The sequence below is a fragment of the Psychrobacter sp. 1044 genome (assembly GCF_904846525.1).
GTDB lineage: Bacteria > Pseudomonadota > Gammaproteobacteria > Pseudomonadales > Moraxellaceae > Psychrobacter.
This window is the reverse complement of sequence record NZ_CAJHAZ010000007.1, coordinates 174,105-190,848: the sequence shown is the minus strand read 5'-3', so window position 1 is coordinate 190,848 and position 16,744 is coordinate 174,105. Positions and strand designations below refer to the sequence as shown.

At 42.8% G+C, this 16,744-nt stretch carries 11 protein-coding genes and 1 pseudogene; 3 read left to right on the top strand and 9 right to left on the bottom strand.

Translation table 11 applies throughout. From position 1 onward, the window contains the following. Nucleotides 1-58: 58 nt before the first annotated feature. Nucleotides 59-280, bottom strand: a complete 222-nt coding sequence (locus JMX82_RS06790) for a hypothetical protein (RefSeq protein WP_201539973.1) — start codon at nucleotides 278-280, stop codon at nucleotides 59-61. 157 nt (nucleotides 281-437) lie between these two features. Here JMX82_RS06790 and JMX82_RS06785 point away from each other — a divergent pair. Beyond that, nucleotides 438-1,663: pseudogene (locus tag JMX82_RS06785) on the top strand (IS3 family transposase). Nucleotides 1,664-1,706: 43 nt separating this feature from the next. Here JMX82_RS06785 and JMX82_RS06780 read toward each other — a convergent pair. The 8 genes from JMX82_RS06780 to JMX82_RS06745 all read right to left on the bottom strand — a co-directional run bounded on the left by JMX82_RS06780 (nucleotide 1,707) and on the right by JMX82_RS06745 (nucleotide 14,559). Beyond that, nucleotides 1,707-2,021: a hypothetical protein gene (locus tag JMX82_RS06780; protein WP_201539972.1), complete on the bottom strand. Its 315-nt coding sequence runs from the start codon at nucleotides 2,019-2,021 to the stop codon at nucleotides 1,707-1,709. A gap of 126 nt (nucleotides 2,022-2,147) precedes the next feature. After that, nucleotides 2,148-2,621, bottom strand: a complete 474-nt coding sequence (locus tag JMX82_RS06775) for a hypothetical protein (protein WP_201539971.1) — start codon at nucleotides 2,619-2,621, stop codon at nucleotides 2,148-2,150. Next, a complete protein-coding gene (locus JMX82_RS06770) occupies nucleotides 2,621-3,865 on the bottom strand; it encodes a hypothetical protein (protein WP_201539970.1) in 1,245 nt (414 codons plus the stop codon). The genes JMX82_RS06775 and JMX82_RS06770 overlap by 1 nt, the downstream gene beginning before the upstream one ends. A gap of 9 nt (nucleotides 3,866-3,874) precedes the next feature. Then, nucleotides 3,875-6,565, bottom strand: a complete 2,691-nt coding sequence (locus JMX82_RS06765; protein ID WP_201539969.1) for a DUF2345 domain-containing protein — start codon at nucleotides 6,563-6,565, stop codon at nucleotides 3,875-3,877. 172 nt (nucleotides 6,566-6,737) lie between these two features. Then, on the bottom strand, nucleotides 6,738-7,451 hold the full coding sequence (locus JMX82_RS06760; protein WP_045451536.1) for an OmpA family protein: 714 nt from the start codon (nucleotides 7,449-7,451) through the stop codon (nucleotides 6,738-6,740). 233 nt (nucleotides 7,452-7,684) lie between these two features. Further along, a complete protein-coding gene (gene tagF / locus JMX82_RS06755; RefSeq protein WP_201539968.1) occupies nucleotides 7,685-8,665 on the bottom strand; it encodes a type VI secretion system-associated protein TagF in 981 nt (326 codons plus the stop codon). Beyond that, nucleotides 8,662-12,708 carry a type VI secretion system membrane subunit TssM gene (gene tssM, locus JMX82_RS06750; protein WP_201539967.1) on the bottom strand — a complete coding sequence of 1,349 codons (4,047 nt, stop codon included), beginning with the start codon at nucleotides 12,706-12,708 and terminating at the stop codon, nucleotides 8,662-8,664. The genes tagF and tssM overlap by 4 nt, the downstream gene beginning before the upstream one ends. A gap of 66 nt (nucleotides 12,709-12,774) precedes the next feature. Next, nucleotides 12,775-14,559 (bottom strand): hypothetical protein, encoded by a 1,785-nt coding sequence (locus JMX82_RS06745; RefSeq protein ID WP_201539966.1) that lies wholly within the window; start codon nucleotides 14,557-14,559, stop codon nucleotides 12,775-12,777. A 417-nt stretch (nucleotides 14,560-14,976) separates the two neighbouring features. Between JMX82_RS06745 and JMX82_RS06740 the strand changes: the two genes are divergently transcribed. Beyond that, a complete protein-coding gene (locus JMX82_RS06740; RefSeq protein ID WP_227676417.1) occupies nucleotides 14,977-16,026 on the top strand; it encodes a M15 family metallopeptidase in 1,050 nt (349 codons plus the stop codon). Nucleotides 16,027-16,057: 31 nt separating this feature from the next. Further along, nucleotides 16,058-16,744: a hypothetical protein gene (locus JMX82_RS06735; RefSeq protein ID WP_201539965.1), complete on the top strand. Its 687-nt coding sequence runs from the start codon at nucleotides 16,058-16,060 to the stop codon at nucleotides 16,742-16,744.

Genomic DNA, 16,744 nt, shown 5'->3' with positions numbered 1-16,744 from the left:
CAAGAATGGATGGAAAATAATCTGCCTAAACTATTTCATGATATGGGCTGTATCGATTTTATATTAAACTTACTATAGTTAATAAATTTGATTCTTTAATACCCAGTTTGACAAATTCTTCATACATTAATAATAAAGGTTCACCAGTACAATTATTTTCAATACTAGATTCAATAAAAGTAGTTTCACTTTTTGCGATATTAGGCACGTCTTCAATAGCACTACTTTCTACTGAACACCCTAAAGGTGCAAAAAATAGAAACAGAATAAACTTTTTCATATGGAACCTCTTGATTTTGTAATGCACCATTATTTTTATGACCAAGCATACTAAGGAAGGACTAATGTCCTTCCTCTGATTATGGGACGTACTGAGCTATGCTGAAGAAACCATACACCTAAACTTGGTAAACTAGCGACTTGACAAGGAGTTTACCATGACCAAGAAAATCAGAACTTATAGCACAGAATTCAAAGCAGAAGCCGTCAAGAAGATAGCGGACAACGATGGGAATATTTCAGCGACTGCAAAGCAGCTTGGTATCGCCATGCAGACCTTATCTAATTGGCACAATAAAACCAATCAAGGCAAACTTGCAGGAACAGCTCAATATGATCCTGAACTCATGGCGGTGATCGAAGAAAACAAGCGTCTTAAACGACAGCTCAAAGTTGCTGAAGAGGAACGAGAGATCCTAAATGAGGAGGGATAAAGCGAAGCACTACTTCGCCCCGACGCAAGGGGAGAGCTATGCTCGAGTGAGGCAACGTCGTACTTTGCAAAGCACAGTTAGTCAGGTACGCCTTTATCAAAAATAACCAGCACTTCTTTAGCATCACCACTATGTGCCGCGTGCTAAAGGTTAAGCCATCAAGCTATTACGACTGGATAAATCGCGATATTAGTGAGCAACAGATACATCGTAACCAGTCTGAGCTACTGGTTAGAGCTGCTCACAGTGAAACTCGTGAGCGCTATGGTGCTGATCGACTGCACGCAAAGCTGATAGAGCAAGGGCACGATATTAGCTTGTATATGGTCAGAAGCATTAAAGAAGAACATGGCATCAAATGCCGTCGTCACAAACGTTTTAAAGTCACCACGAACTCCGATCACAATAAGCTTGTCTATCCAAACATATTAAATCAGCAATTTGATGCTAAGCGTCCTAATGAATCGTGGGTCAGTGATATTACTTATATCTGGACCAATGAGGGCTGGTTGTATTTAGCTGGAGTCAAAGATTTATACACCAAAGAGCTGGTCGGCTATGCTATTAATAAACGCATGACCGCAGATTTAGTATGCCGTGCACTCAATATGGCAATTAAGAATAAACGCCCAAGCCAAGGATTAATTGTGCACTCTGACAGAGGCAGTCAGTATTGTAGTCATGCCTATCACAAAATCATCAAGCAGCATCATTTCAAAGGCTCAATGAGTGGTAAAGGCAATTGTTTCGACAACGCACCCATAGAAAGCTTCTGGGGCACATTAAAGAATGAGCTAGTGTATCACCAAGACTATAAAACAAGGTTTACAGCGACCAACGAGATCACACAGTATATCGAGCTGTACTATAACCAAACGAGGATTCAAAAGAGTTTGGCCTATAAATCGGCAAGGCAGGTGTGGTTTGATTATCATCGTCAGGCTGCGTAACTAAAATCTCCCAAGTTTAACTGTACGGATTTGACGGCAGGGGTCAGGGTGCTTCACCAGACTTAATATTGATTTGCGCAGTGGTAGTGGCACTAATACCTTGGCGCTTAGCACCATCTGTAGCAGGATTGATAATACCCATTTTTAGACTGGCAGCGACTTGTCCATCAGCGACGTTGAGCTGTGAGTAAGCTTGTTCTTTGCGATGATCAGTAATCCATTCTGCTAAGCCGTTATCCGTGTTGCGATAACCGCTCTCAATCGCTTGTTCGTTGTCCGTGGCAAATAGGCTAGGGCGAGTCGATGACAGCAGACTACCTGTATTAATCAGATGTTCGCTATCACCGATAGACTGCATGAGGGTTTGATCGTCGTATCAATAGTAGACCTCTTTCAAAATTGATATTTTGTTGACTCTTAATAACGAAGATTCTACAGATAGCGCTGACTTATGCAAGAGGTCTAGTTACTGCTTGAACATTATTTACAAAGTTGGTTTAACTGTATTTTCAAAATAGCTATCGGCTTGGTCAGTGGGAATAGCACATGTAGGATTAAAGGTTAAACTTTGACCTGTTGATTCGCAATTATTAACGTTATATACAGTCTCTTCATCACAATATCGATGTCTAGCATTATTTGCAAGCTTGATATTATATACGAAATATACATCATCATTGTATTGCATTTTATATGCATGGTTTGGAACTAGAGCATTATTATCATCAAAATAAATAACTGTATAGCCATCAAAATCAATAATATATTCTAGTTTAAAGCTGTTAATTTTTTTTCCATTTTTATCGAGCGTATGGAAAAGAGCTTTATCGTTTTTAGTCAGCCTCTGAAAGTCTTGTAATTCGATTGTTGGTTGAATAGATGGTGAACAGACGTTAGTTTTAGCAATACAACCCGTTAATAAAATGGATATGAATATTGTAAAATTAATATTTTTCATTAATAGACCTCTATGTAACCATAATAGTTAGTTGAAAAGTTAGTGACGCTAATACCTCTTCTCGGTAGATCTCTTGGAGAGTTGTTGGGCTCTTCACCCCAAGTAAATATGTTGAATTTTACACGTCCAATATGTAAAGAATCAGTTAATACATTACGTCCATCGCCATCAAAAAGTTGTAAACCGCCTTCATAAACTATCCAGTGAATTGAGTTAATATCTCTATCGCCTTTATTGTTACTAATCATTTTTGGCTGTATCATCATTATTATTTTTTTACCAGATTTATATTTCTTATCCATTTCAAATAATTTATCTATACTAAAATTTCTCTTATTAATTATTGTCTTTCCAACATCTAATAAACCCAAATCATGACTTTTTGTACTGCTATAGCTTGCCACCTCTTTACACATGCGAGTAAGCATTCCCATCCAGTTTACAGCGCCTAATTGGTCAAATGACCCAGTTTCGATACCATCGTATCTTAGATTGCTTTCACTACTACGTGTAGAGGCTAGCACTATCCAATCAACTTCATCCATTTTCATGTTTTTGTAGTCAGAATCGTCAGGCTTTATGTCATACATTGAGCTTTTAGGCCTAATACTATAGCCATTACTTAGTTCGTAAATACCTGTTCTATGCAGCTCTACCGCTATTTTTTTGTATAAGCTACTACTACGTTGTATTAAAATATAGTATAGGCAGGCCATGCCGCAGAGTGAGGATTGTGCCTGATCAATTAACCAAGGTTTAGACATTCTTTGCTGTGCTTGAGTCAAGACTTTTTTGCCATCAAAATATCTAAAGCGGTTATGTACAAAGTATTTATTACTAACAGATTTTTTCGGTCGTGCTTGCATATGGCAACTTATTTCGATTTCACAACCTGCCATATCTTTATACTTGTCTTTCAACTCTAGCGTAAACTCAGGTCCTACAGTTATTGCCTTTAACGTTATAAACTTATTCCTAGAGGTACTAGGGCTCATATATTTAATAACCCAAACTATCTTCGTACTTTCGATACCCTTCTTCGAGCCTGCTAACTTAGCTAAGAACTTATAAGTTTTATTAAATACTAAGCCCTTTTTGTCAATTACGCCCGTTCCTTTATTATTTGCACCTATTGTAAGATCGGTTGTTAATTCAAAATTTACTAGCGTCGGTACGCTAATGCTTTGATTGTAGAGATTAAGCGTTCCTAATCTTGAAGAGGCTTTTGTAGTTGTTTTACCCATTCTTTTGTCCTAAATGCTATCGTCAGTTATTTCATGCAACTCAACTACGTTATCGTCTTCATCAAGCTTTAAATAAACTTCAATTTCTTCAGGGTTATTTGAAGAAAAACGTTCAGTTATTCCATGTTCATCAGTCTTTCCCGATATTTGCTCACCAGTAGTAAGATTAGTAGCTTCGTATTCAACAAATGCTAATGGGTTTCCATCATCATCTGTAAACTTGTATGCGATACTATAAAGAGTGCTTAATATTTTCTCATCAGGCAACCCCGCCAACCCCAACCCATCTACACCACCCCCAAACTTATTATGCTTACCAGCCTTCTCCGTAAACTGCTTTGCCGCTATCGTAATATTTGCGCCATCTAAAGTGATACTCGCACCACCAGCCATCAGCGTAATTTTATTCGTCGCTACTATCTCAACCTCTTTGGTCGAGGAAGCGATGTTTATATCCTGCTTAGCCGTGGCTTCAAGCTTACCCGTATGGGCGGAGAGGGTGATATTCTCTTTGGCATTGGTCATGCTAAATTGACCATCGGCTATGATATTTAGAGACTCGCTACCGATCTGGCTATGACTCTCTCCACTACTGATCATCATATCTTGCTGCGTGGTGGAGACCATCTCACCCATGCTTCTGTGAATCAGCGTATCGTCACTGGCATAAGCACTGTCTGCTGCGCTATCGATCAGCGCGAATGGCATTGTTTGATGGGTTTTGGTTTGCTGTTCCTCTGCGATAGTCTCAAGCTGCGTCTTAATCGCTTTGTGGTCATTGACATGACGTCCAAGCCCTGTCGCCAGTTGCGTTAACCGCTCAGTTAAGTGCTGACCTCCAAGACCAGCTTGAGTCAGAGTCGGGGTGTGCTGCTGGTAGTTATGCTGTCCAGATTGCGTATGAGTTTGCGGTTGAGTGGAAAGGACGAGGGCTTCGCCTGATTTTATATTGATTTGAGCGTTAGTAGTCGCATTGATGCCTTCGCGTTTGGCGGTGTCTGATGGATTGATGACCCCCATCTTTAGACTGGCAGATATCCCAGCACTGTCTATTTTTATCTGAGAGTAAGCTTTTTCTGTACGGTGGTCAGTCACCCATTCAGACAGGCCGTTGCCCGTGTTGCGATAACCGCTTTCAATCGCTTGTTCGTTGTCCGTGGCAAATAGGCTAGGGCGACTCGATGACAATAAACTGCCAGTGTTAATTAGATGCTCGCTATCGCCGATAGACTGCATCAGGGTTTGGTCGTCCGTTCTATGGGTGAAGTGGGTGCCGTAGTTCGCGCCAGATTGCGCCTCCAATCGGTTGATAGGCTGAGCTGGACTATCCAGTAAATAGCTGCGCGTGGGCGTCATATGGTTACGGCTATCGATATCGCTTTGCGCTTCGGTGATACCTGTCATCGGCGGTAGGGCATGTCTGCTATATAGGTGACCGACCCATGGGGTATCAGCGGTAATGAGGCACAGCTGAGTTAAATGAATGCCAGATGCTAATGTCGACGCATGACGCTGTTGGTGGCGTGTGCTTTGGGTCAGCCCTGTGACATGCGCCAGACTATTGCGTGCCAAATGAATGATATGAGTAGCACGGTAGTGCTGATTGAGCGCACTGTGATCGACAAGCATAAAAGTATCAGCAACACTCAAATCCGTAGCATGGGCTATGGCATGATAGATGCTATATCGATTTTGATGACTGTTTGCCACGATGGTTGCTTCGTCTATGGTTTCAGTATCTGTTACTGGCGCAAAAGCAGCTGGTGTGTCTAATGTGAGAGTGTGGTTATTCGAATGGCTTACTTCATCAGAGTTACTGCTCATCGCAACGTCAGCGGACTGCGTTGGGTGTGCAACACTGCTGCTATTAAAACGCTGCATCGTTACTGAATTTGGTTGGGTGATGACCTGCTCACTCAATGCCAATACAGGTGCATGGACACGGTCATGTAACACTTGCTGGTAACGCAGCCCGCCAATATTTAGGCTGATTCCATCGCTATCACTTGGATCTGCGGTGGTAATAATGAGCTTTGGTGGACTGTGCTCATTCGTTTGCTCATGGCGCAGATAGGCTGTGAGTCCTTGACGCGCAAGCCGCTCGCAAATATGTGTCCAGTCGCTTATTTGCCACTGGGTCATGCGTGCTGGTGACCAGTTAGCATCTTCACCATTGTTGCTGTCATCGATGATTTCTATATCCAGCGTAGCCGTGCGCTCTGCTACCATCGCTTGTACAGTCAAATGAGTATCAATGTGACCGCGTATATGCTGATGCAGACGATAAGTGATGGGCTGGGCGAGCAGGCGATAATAGCCGTAGCTGCCATCATGATCTAGCTGATGCACAGCCGTTATATAAAGATGACGAAAGCTTAGGCCACTTGGAATATCAAAGCTCAAGGTCAGAGGGCTACCGATGAGATTGGTTAATGGCGTAAAAGGAGGGTGATGCCGCTCATGGATATAAACGTGTAGCACATAAGTGTCGATACCGTGCTGCTGGTGTTGGCGATTACCATTGGGGTTTAGTTGAGCAATGATATCGGCTTCATCAGCGCTATGCATGAGCTTATCTTGCCACGCACCATGAGCATTGATGTCTTGGCGAGCGCTCGGATAGGGCGCTTGAGTGCTGCCTTCACTGGCATAGAGCCGATCAGGGTGCATAGGCAGCACGGTATTGGTCAAGCGTAGCATAGTTATGTCCCTATTTTTTTAGCAGTGGCTCTCTTTTAGCATTGGTGTTTTTTGTAGCATCGATATCTCTAGTAGCAATGACAGTATGTTTTTCAGCATTATCAAACCAGCTATCAGCACTTAACCGTCATTGCTTAGTGACCATTATCGTCATACGTTCTACATAGCGATGTTATTCATTAAGGGTAAATTCGATACGGCGATTGCGAGTGCGACCTTCTTCGTTGTCGTTACTAGCGATAGGGTCTGAGTCTCCTTTACCAGTAGTACTGAGACGAGTCGCATTTATATTTCGACCGATCAAGTATTGTTTGACGGCTTCTGCACGCTTATTTGATAGGGCAAGATTGGCAGTAGAATTGCCGACATTATCGGTATGACCGGTGATAAGAACAGGCTTATCACCGACCCGCTGTAACACCCCTGCCATATCGTCTAAGATACCAAGACCCATCGGCGTTAGATTGGTGCTACCAGACTCGAACTCGACGATACGGTTGCCTAAAGTCTCGTCTATGAGGCGTTGTTCACCTTCTACCACGACCAGCTGGTTTTCTAATTGATAGAGATCAGTTAGGCGCGAGTGAATACGGTTTTGAATGGCTTGCTTTTGCTCAAGGCTGCTTACCTTGCCATGTAAGCTAATGGTCGTCCCATGAATGTCGATACGCCCCTGACGAATGTTAGAGATATCGCTATCAATGATAGTCGTGGCTATCTGTTGCCAGTTGGTTGGTATACTGATGTTCGAACGTACTTCGATTTCATCTCTGACAGGTTTATCAGGATACTGTGCTTTTAGTTTGTCGAGCAGTTGCTGTTTGTCTGAACTGGTAGCGACCACACCTTTGATGACCACTGGCACATTTTGTGAATTATTTGTCACATGAGTGTCGTTATGTTCCGCAAATACAACGGCGCTCATAGGTAGTGTGATAGCAGCGGCTAATAGCAGGTTTTTCGTGTGATTTGTTCGCTTGGATTTTGTTATTCTAGAGAGGACTTTCATTCAAGTACCTTTTTAATCTGTCTATTGTTGAGCAGTGACTAATTGCAGGGGTATGATGCATGGCGGCTACTATCAGCTGTTACGAATCAGCAGTTATCGTGAGCTATTATTTATTGTGCTAAAAAAGTTTTTTTAAACAATTGCCTGGTATCATACAGATATAAATTGTCTTGTAACAATACTTTATTAAACCGTGTCAATCCAATGTCTTCATCGATATAGCCTTGAGTCCAGTCGCTATGAGCGATGACTACCCAATCTTCAGGATAAGTTCTTTCACTTTCTGATATTTGCTTGAGTATACGTCCATCGGGTTTAGTAAAACTCATGAGCAGGCGATAGCAATTAGCGACACGATATAAGTAGGTATTCAAGTAGAGCTGGTGTGGCTGATAAAAACCATTGATGAGATCGTGCCAAAAAGTGGCCATGTGTATCGAGTTCTCTCTATCAGAGGTAAGTGACCAGCAGATGGCTTTATTCAAGCCATGGAAACCCTTAGTAAAGGTGGGTAAAAATAACAGGCCAGTGGCAATGATTTGCTGTATCAGCTGCGCTTTATCGATGTTCATTAAGATCGCTATATCATGCAACGTAGTGGTATTGATAAAATCATAGTAGTAAGTACTGGCATTATTATCGATGCTGAGTTGGCTATGATTGAGATGCTCCATCAGATCGCTATTGTCAGTTTTGGATTTAGCCATACTTAAAACTTCATAAGTGTCATTCCAAAGCGCTGATGACTTGACGGGCAGATAGTTCATCCAGTTTTTCGGTTTATCGAGATGAAGCACGCCAAAACCTATCAATGGGTAATTTCTATAGCTACTATCGTGACTAGGGATCAAAACACCGGTAATAATCTCATTAGCTCTAGTATCGATATGACTGAAATTTAAAAAGGCAAAGTTATGATTACTGACATTGTCTATCGGAATTCCGCTAAATACACTTTCCGACACGGCTAGCGCTTCGCTGACCCATTCATCAATGGCATTGGTCTCAGAGATATGAGCGCGCGCCCGTACAAAGTCCCCGCGAGCAGGCAATTTTCCAAAATATACTAAAGGCAAGGAGTCTGGAGTCATGGCGTTTGCTCCTGCTGTTCAGTCACGGCTGAACGATCATCAGTAGCCGTCGTGGTATCAGTAGGCAGTTGCACTGGTGGACTATTTTCACTATTGGTATTAGGGGCTACAGTAGATACGCGGGCGGGCGGCGTGACATTGCTTGTATTTTGCTCGCCAGTCGGTACTGGCTGATTGGTGCCGGAACCCGCATTAGGAGTGTCGCCATCAACAGCATTATTATCAGAAATTGGCCTTGCTGTACGTGTGACACCAAGGGCAATAATCTCCTCTGGTAGTTTCATGCCGGTAAAGGGATTGGTAGAGCGACCTTGACCGGTAGTGGTACTACTACCACTGCCGCTGATGATTCTAAAGCGTACAGAGATAGTGATACCGTCACCAGACCATGCCATCTCAAAGACATCATTGCCAAGTTCAGTACGGCGTGCACTGTTAATCAGCTTTTCTACCCCAAAGCTACCTGCTTCTTCAAAGACAGTAAAGTCTCTGCCATCATAGTCTTTGGCTCGAATACTGGCCCCAGGTTGGCTACTTGGGTTCGGCCATACAAACGTTGTCCACGCTTGAGTACCCATGCGATAACGCAACTGCTGACCATCGACCACAATGGTATATTCAGTCAAACCGCTGACGGGTAGAGGCATGATTTGGAACGTGGTTTGATTGGGAGCGCCACCAGTATTATTCGCACCAGCAGCACCTGAACTATTACTACCCGTATAATTGGTAAAGTAACGGCCAAAATCAGCGACAAACTGCGGATTGAGACCCAAACCTGCACCATTCCAGATTTTACTGGAGATTTGATCGCCGCGGCGAATGATAAAGGGCGATAACGTTTCGTTGACGAATCGCGCCACATAGCCATCTTCGCCGAAGAATTGACCGATCTCTGCAGGCGTCGCTTCTAAGTTTGCATTGGCCGTAAAGGGGTACTTACTGCCTAAATTATCGAGAAAAGGCTTATAGACCTGCGCTTTCCAAACTTTATTAATCTCTGCTTTAGTGGGCGTCAGCAGCATGTTAAATGAACGAGTCAGTGGCTCACTCAACAACGGACGAACCAGTTGTTTTATTTCAGAGTTGGCTTGACTCAGGATCTGCTCATCTAATATCTGTAGAGATTTGGTTAACTCTGAGCCTTCGGGGCTGAGGGTTTGTGAGGCAAACAACAAAGCATCAGGGCCGATGTCGTCACTACGAGCGATATTGTTAAAACGGGTTCTGATATCGCCTAAGCTGACTAAATAGCTGTCTAATAATGACAGATCCTGATTTTCTTCTCTTGGCGTTACTAGCGCATGTATAGAGGAGAATTCTTGCGCAATCTCACCTGAGCTTGCTTGTGCTACAGGCGCGGCGTTACTAGAGCTACCACCATTATTCATCGCTGCTTCTGCTTGCCGCAGCTCAGCAGGGCTTTGACGCAGGATGGTTTGCTTAAACCAGTTGACAAATGAGCGACGAGATTCGCCACCATTGCCAGCTGCTTGATTGGCTGCTTTATTGTCCCATTGAGTTTGGCGATCTACTGTCTCAAACAGAGTTTTTAACGGTGACTCTGTGGCATTGGACAGCTGGTTTAATAAGACCGCATGATCATCGAAGCCTGTGCTATCCCGAACATACACTTGAGATAAAAAACGTTTCCATTCACTGATATATTCTTGCTTATAGCGATTGACCAGATATTGTCGTATCTGTTCAGGACTACCCGTCAAGGTAAGATCATCTTGGCTGCTGGTGGCCAACACCCAATCATCGGCGACCACTCTCGTAGTGGCAGCTTTATCAATCTCATCACTGACGAAAGCATCCCATGCCTCTTTAGTAAAAGTGCCTGAAATGACATAACTACCAAGCAGTGTTTCATTAGCATTGTTTTGCGTAATCTGTGCAACCGTGACCGATGGAAAGCGGGCAGATGCACGCATTTTAATCTCAGAGTAAACCCGCTCACGAGCAGGTTGACCTTTGCTAACCTTGGATAAATTGCTACGGGTTTTGTCTATCAGCCCTAAGTCATTTTGGATCAATGGAAAGGCGGGGTCGTCGACATGAGCCAAGGTGAAACTCAAGATACGCTCAGCTTGGCGAATCATCTTGTCACGCAGCATGTCAGCGCGATTGGCTTCGAGCCAGTTGCGCCAAAAACGGGTCATCTGATCACTCAAATGACTGGCCTCTAAATTGTCATGATTGCCAAGCATGAGATAAGCTTTGAGCGCGTTATAAGCATCTTCAACGTCTGTGGGGTCCGACTGGATATAAGCATCATTAACGGCAGCATCAGAGGTGTCATCAGTGTTTGAGTCTTCTGTACGGACTTCTAATTGATCGGCATTGGTATTTACTTCGGTCAAAAACGTTTCGATATTTTGTTTGGTTGGCGCTAAGACGATGATGCTGATGCCGTTATAATATTCTGCTAGCAATTTTTGCTTAAGCTTATCGCCTTGATAGAGGCCAAAACTTAAAGACAGCGGCTTGTCGTCTTCATAGCCTTCAAGCTGCTCGATTCGACTTTGTAGAATATTGAGCGACTCGAGCTGGGATTGTAAATCACCGTTAGAATTTTTTTGTAGCGCTGCGACTTGCTGTAAGTCAGCCACGACACGCTCAGTGAGCTGTTTATTATTGGCATAAGACCATGTCCACAGACCGACAGCCGCACACAAAGTCACGACAGCAGCTAGCGTCGCAAGCGCACGATGACTGCGCTTGTGTCGGTTTTTATGCTGCCTGACCAAATGCTTGTCTTTTAAAATGACTTTAGAAAATAGATCTTGTAAAAAATAGGGCTTGTCTGCGGCTTCTTGCTGCGCATTGAGCGGCATCGCAGGTGGGTGCAAATCGTAATTTTGTACCATTTGTAACGTCATTTGGCTGCTAACTTGCCCGTCTTGCAAGGCGCTGGTAAAGTAAAAGCCACGCAATATGGGCTTAAATTGGAAAGGGTTGTCCTCAAACAACGCATGCATCAGCGTCCGTATCATGGGACGTAACGACTGAAATTCCATTGGGAAAGTCATTAGACTGGGAGATACCGTGCGCTGATGACGTAAGGATAGCTTAGTGGTGCTCAAGTCTTTTAGACCATTGACCAAGACACCAAAATGCTCTTCGAATACGTCCGTGATATTGATATTTTCTGGGTCTTCAGGATAGGGAATGGTCGCGCCCCATACTTGGCTGCGCTCTTCTTGCTCATAGTCATTAAAGAAGTCACGGAAGCCTGAAATCAAATCCATTTTAGTAAAGACCACATAGACAGGCGCATAAACTTCTAACTGTTCCGTTAAGTCTTGCACACGGCTGCGCAGATTCTTGGCCAAATCCAACGCATAGTTTGGATCGTTTTTGGTGAGTTCGGCGATACTGACCGCGATGATGATGCCATTGATCGGTGCTTTAGGTCGATTCTTTTTGAGTAGGCTTAAAAACGACAACCATTCTGAGCGATCTTCTTCATAAACGGAGTAACGTCCTGCGGTGTCGAGCAAAATACCTTCAGTCGAAAAAAACCAATCGCAGTTACGTGTACCGCCGACGCCTTTAACGGATAGCTTGTTACCTTGCTCCATAAAGGGGAATTTTAAGCCAGAGTGTAGCACTGCAGAGCTTTTGCCTGCGGCTGGATTACCAATGACCATATACCACGGCAGCTCATATAACGCCGCTTTGCCTGTTTGATCGCCTATCTTTGATTTGCGAATGGTTTTAATGGCATCTTGCATTTGCTGACGTAGCGCCTGCACTTCTTGAGCGTTTTCATCTTTGGCCACATGAGGGCTATTGTCACCTTGGCTCTCGTTGCCATTATCCTCCACTAAGTTTGCCAGCTCATCTGAGGCAAGCTTACGTTTTTTCCACAGGTAATAGCCAAGCGCCCCCAGCACCGTACATGTGATTAGGACGCCAATGATTATAACAAAGGTTTTAATAGTCACATAATCATAAAGTAAGACTAGGGCGACTATGAGCCCCAGCGCCAATAATACTCTTGGGTTATAGATAAGATGAAAAAACCTTGAAAACATGCGTGCTACCTAGTGTGAACTTAAGACAATAAAACGAGTATTTACCACGACAAAACACCATTAAAACTACGACTCAGATGTTTGAGAAGAGTCTAGCAACCAAAGCATATTGCAGTGCTTATGTTGAGTAATTAGAAATGATCTATCTGACTCTTGTTGGTCTTCTTTGGCTAAGTCAATGAATAACGATAAGCTGATAAATGGCTTCAACCAATTATTCAATGGCATATAATGCCCTAAATGATGTTCGTTTACCAGAGCGCCTTGTGCTATAAATGCTTCAAGAAAGCTCATATACGTTGATAAGTCATAGGGCTGCTTTAATGGATTAATGTCAGACATAGCGGTAATGGTCATGTCTGTTATAGCAACATTAGTCTTGTTTTTTCCTTTGCTATTGATATCAGACGATTTTTTTGTGGACTTTACTGTCTGTTTATCAGTGGTTTTTAGCGTGGTCGTATCGGTCGGTGACAGTGAAAGCATATTGTCTATTAATAGACTTTTGATAGTCGTTAAATGATTCAAATAGCGACGTTTATCACTCAAAAGCTCAGTGCGATGAGCTGTACCTATCTCCGTTAATAAAATACGGGTATTAGCGTCAATATTGAGTAGCTCTTGAGCCGCTTGATTCGAGAATAGCAACAGCGCACCCGCCTCAGTTGGAATGACATTGGTCATTTGCTCAGCATACAAATGAGTGTCTAACCATTCTTCACTTATCTGTGAATCTGCAATGAGAATTAAGCAAAGATCCGGCGCAGTTGATTTAGATAAAGGCAGCAGATGTCTATTAATGAAATCTGCAGGTGTGGCAATTAGGGTATTGTTAGCGCTATTATCTGCTATGGTGTTTGCGATGTCAGTGCTGTCAGTTATGATGGTCGTAATAGCAAGCCGTGTATCAGGAATACCGTAAGTTGCTAACTGTTCTTTTATGGTCGCGATTAAAAATGCTGAATCGGCGCTGGCAGGTAAGCATAGATAGATAGGAAGATTGGTTAAATGACCAGCAGAGGCTGCTGTCATTTTGTCATCACCGTTCTCTTTACGGCTGTTATTTTCACTATTTACTTCGTTGGCACTCACCAAATAATGTTGCTGCCATTCGGGATGAATATGAATGGCTGCGTTGGACTGAGTCGTATCTTGTTGGTGATGTTGGTAAAAGTATTCGGCAAGGCTAGACAGCATCTCCTCGCTCAAGACTAGCTGCTCATAAATTAATGCCTGTAAACGCAAGGTAGTATCATTTAACGCGGCTTTACGTTCGGTAAATCTCTCATCATCGAGATGGCTGTCTAAACTATTGTCTAAATCACTGTTCGAATCTAAATAATGGTCTGAATAGCTGTCGTCAAACTCTGAATCTGCTGAATAGGCATCAGAGATATTAGGATATGGTAGGGCGGCTGCATCAGGGAGTCTTGCAATCGGTTTGACCAACATTGGCATACCATCAATATCTGTCAAATCCTCGCTCAATACGGTTAGGTCTGCATCATTGTCCACCACTTCAGACCAACAGTCTCCTTCTGGTAGGCAGACACGGCTATAGATAAATAACGGATAAGTATTGGGCGGCTTAATAGCGTCTGTTTTATCTGCTGTTCCATCAAGTATCTCTGGTGAATCGGTTGTTTGTTTATCCAGTTTTTTTTGCCACCATGAGAGCGCCATGATAGAGCCAAGAAACAATAAAGGGATGGTAACAAACCATAGCAATAAGCCAGATGAGGTCAGCTGTCGCGCATTGTCTTTAAAGTACATCCAGACCAAAATGAGATACAACACCAAAATCATGACTAAAATAGATCGTCCGTATGACAGTATTTTTTTTGCGCCCACTTATTTAAACTCCCTATTTGTTGGGTTGTTCTTATGATTATTACCATGTAGACAAGCTTTGCGATTCAAATTTTATGATATCTATAAGCTTATTTTTACTATACTAGTTAACTTTATTTGTCTTTTTTATGATTCGATTGTAATGATAGGAATCGCTTTGAAAACGTTGTTAAACTATAAAATCGATAACCAGTGAGGGTTTTAGGAATTATTAAGTAAATTTTTATAATGAAATGGTATTTTTAAGCTGTCTATAAATAAGCTAATGGATAGCAATAAATAAAAATTAGTGTAATTAAGTTAGCTTTGTTTTAAAAGGAGATGATTTGTCTATATAATACTGACGAAATCATAATTATCAACGCCTGTTTATTATTATTTTGTTTTTATCGTCTCAACTGTCGCTGACTCTTGCCTATGATTTACTTGACTGTATCGGTCTTTACATTGCTCTCTATCCTTATGATGGTCATGCTTTTTGATCGGCAGCTATGTGGGCGACTATTAGATAAAGTAATGGTGTTTTTTCATCGATTGCCTAGCCTAAAATTCAAGCGTCCATCAATAAAGACACCAAAGAAGGTATTTCATTATCGTATCAAGCAGTTTATTCGTTTTATTTCGGATATAGATGTTTCTCGTATTCCAGTGATATCGGCATTGTCTTTTTTGATTGTCATGGCAACGGTTGGATTGTGTTATGCCCTGATTACCAATCATTCTCTGGAGGTTTATCATGCCAACGATACCGTGGCTAGCACGACAAATTTGCAAATCAGTCAACTACTCATAGGAGAGCGTCTGCGTCCGCCGTCGCCTCCGCCAGAGGAGCTGTTTGCTGAACTAGAAGCCGAGGTTGCAAGCTATCGAGCTGACAAGACAGAGGAAGGGTATTGGCCAGATAATCAGACAAATATACCTCAGATTGATAGGCCGCTAATGCTCCCTGAGCCTGACTTGTCTGACTTAAACACGCAAGATCATAGCACTGGCTATTCAGGTGATATGTTGGCTACACATCTAAACAATGGTCATATCAATATCAAAAATGCTGACCGTAATTGGCAAAAAATGAACTCGGATTTTGTTCAACGGCTGTTGACTGTGTATAAAGTAATGAGTGACCAATATGGCTATGACATGGTGCTGTTAGAAGGCTATCGTAGCCCTGCAAGGCAAGCAAGACTATTGAAAAAAGGCACTCATGTAACGAAGGCAGGATCATACAAGAGCTATCATCAGTTTGGTTTGGCAGGCGATAGCGCCTTTATCAGAAATGGTAAAATTATCATAAGCGAAAAGGATCCTTGGGCAATGCGAGGCTATAAATTATATGGTAAAGTAGCCAAATCTGCCGGACTTGTGTGGGGTGGTGATTGGCGTATGATGGATCTTGGGCATGTCGAGCTGCGCAAAAAAGGCGTGCTCGGTCGCCCAGAAATGGCTGAGATTTTGACCAGTCAATAATGATAATAAAAAGCTAAGGTAAACTGAAAGTATGAATAAATGTATGATATTGCCAGTATCATTAATCGCTGCTACTTGCTTGCTAAGTGGTGCGATCGCCGGATGCAGCACTGATAAATTGAGCAAGTCAAATGGCAAGGTATCGGCATTGGCAGGCGAGCCTCCTACTATAGATGCCATGAGCCATATCGTTGATAATGGCAAAAATAGTGCTGATCTGCAAAGTCTAAAAGCACAGCTAGAACTGCAGCAACAGCAGCTGGCGACCATGAGTGCTGAGCAGCAAGCATTACAAGAAAAACTGAAGCGTCAGCAGATTACTCTAAATATCAAACCCACCACTAATGCCAATGCAGGGCGTACCAAAGTAGGCACAGCAAGTACTGCCTATATCGCATTTTTGGAAGAAGAGAGTCAGTTTACGGATATTGAAGCACTGGCGGCCAAAGAGATCAGTATTATCCCAAATCGTGAGAGCAGTCTGACTGTGAACATTCCACAAGACGCGCGCTTTATCGCTATTAAAGTGGGGCTGAGATATACCAAAAAGCGCTCACAGTTTCTTATCCCACTTGCCAGTCTCAATTTTGATACGCCACTGGCGATCAATATTGGTGGATGCGATGTCAGCATTACTGAGGGTGTTGACCCAGCACTGGCACCTACATTTACCACCAAACTTAAATATTATCAGCAGCCACTAGTCAGCTGTTCTTAG

Excerpts from the sequence above, each read along its gene's own strand:
- tssM (WP_201539967.1), bottom strand. The coding sequence starts at position 12,708 with ATGTTTTCAAGGTTTTTTCATCTTATCTATAACCCAAGAGTATTATTG.
- JMX82_RS06740 (WP_227676417.1), top strand. The coding sequence starts at position 14,977 with ATGATTTACTTGACTGTATCGGTCTTTACATTGCTCTCTATCCTTATG.
- JMX82_RS06770 (WP_201539970.1), bottom strand. The coding sequence starts at position 3,865 with ATGGGTAAAACAACTACAAAAGCCTCTTCAAGATTAGGAACGCTTAAT.
- JMX82_RS06780 (WP_201539972.1), bottom strand. The coding sequence starts at position 2,021 with ATGCAGTCTATCGGTGATAGCGAACATCTGATTAATACAGGTAGTCTG.
- JMX82_RS06765 (WP_201539969.1), bottom strand. The coding sequence starts at position 6,565 with ATGCTACGCTTGACCAATACCGTGCTGCCTATGCACCCTGATCGGCTC.
- JMX82_RS06775 (WP_201539971.1), bottom strand. The coding sequence starts at position 2,621 with ATGAAAAATATTAATTTTACAATATTCATATCCATTTTATTAACGGGT.
- JMX82_RS06790 (WP_201539973.1), bottom strand. The coding sequence starts at position 280 with ATGAAAAAGTTTATTCTGTTTCTATTTTTTGCACCTTTAGGGTGTTCA.
- tagF (WP_201539968.1), bottom strand. The coding sequence starts at position 8,665 with ATGACTCCAGACTCCTTGCCTTTAGTATATTTTGGAAAATTGCCTGCT.
- JMX82_RS06735 (WP_201539965.1), top strand. The coding sequence starts at position 16,058 with ATGAATAAATGTATGATATTGCCAGTATCATTAATCGCTGCTACTTGC.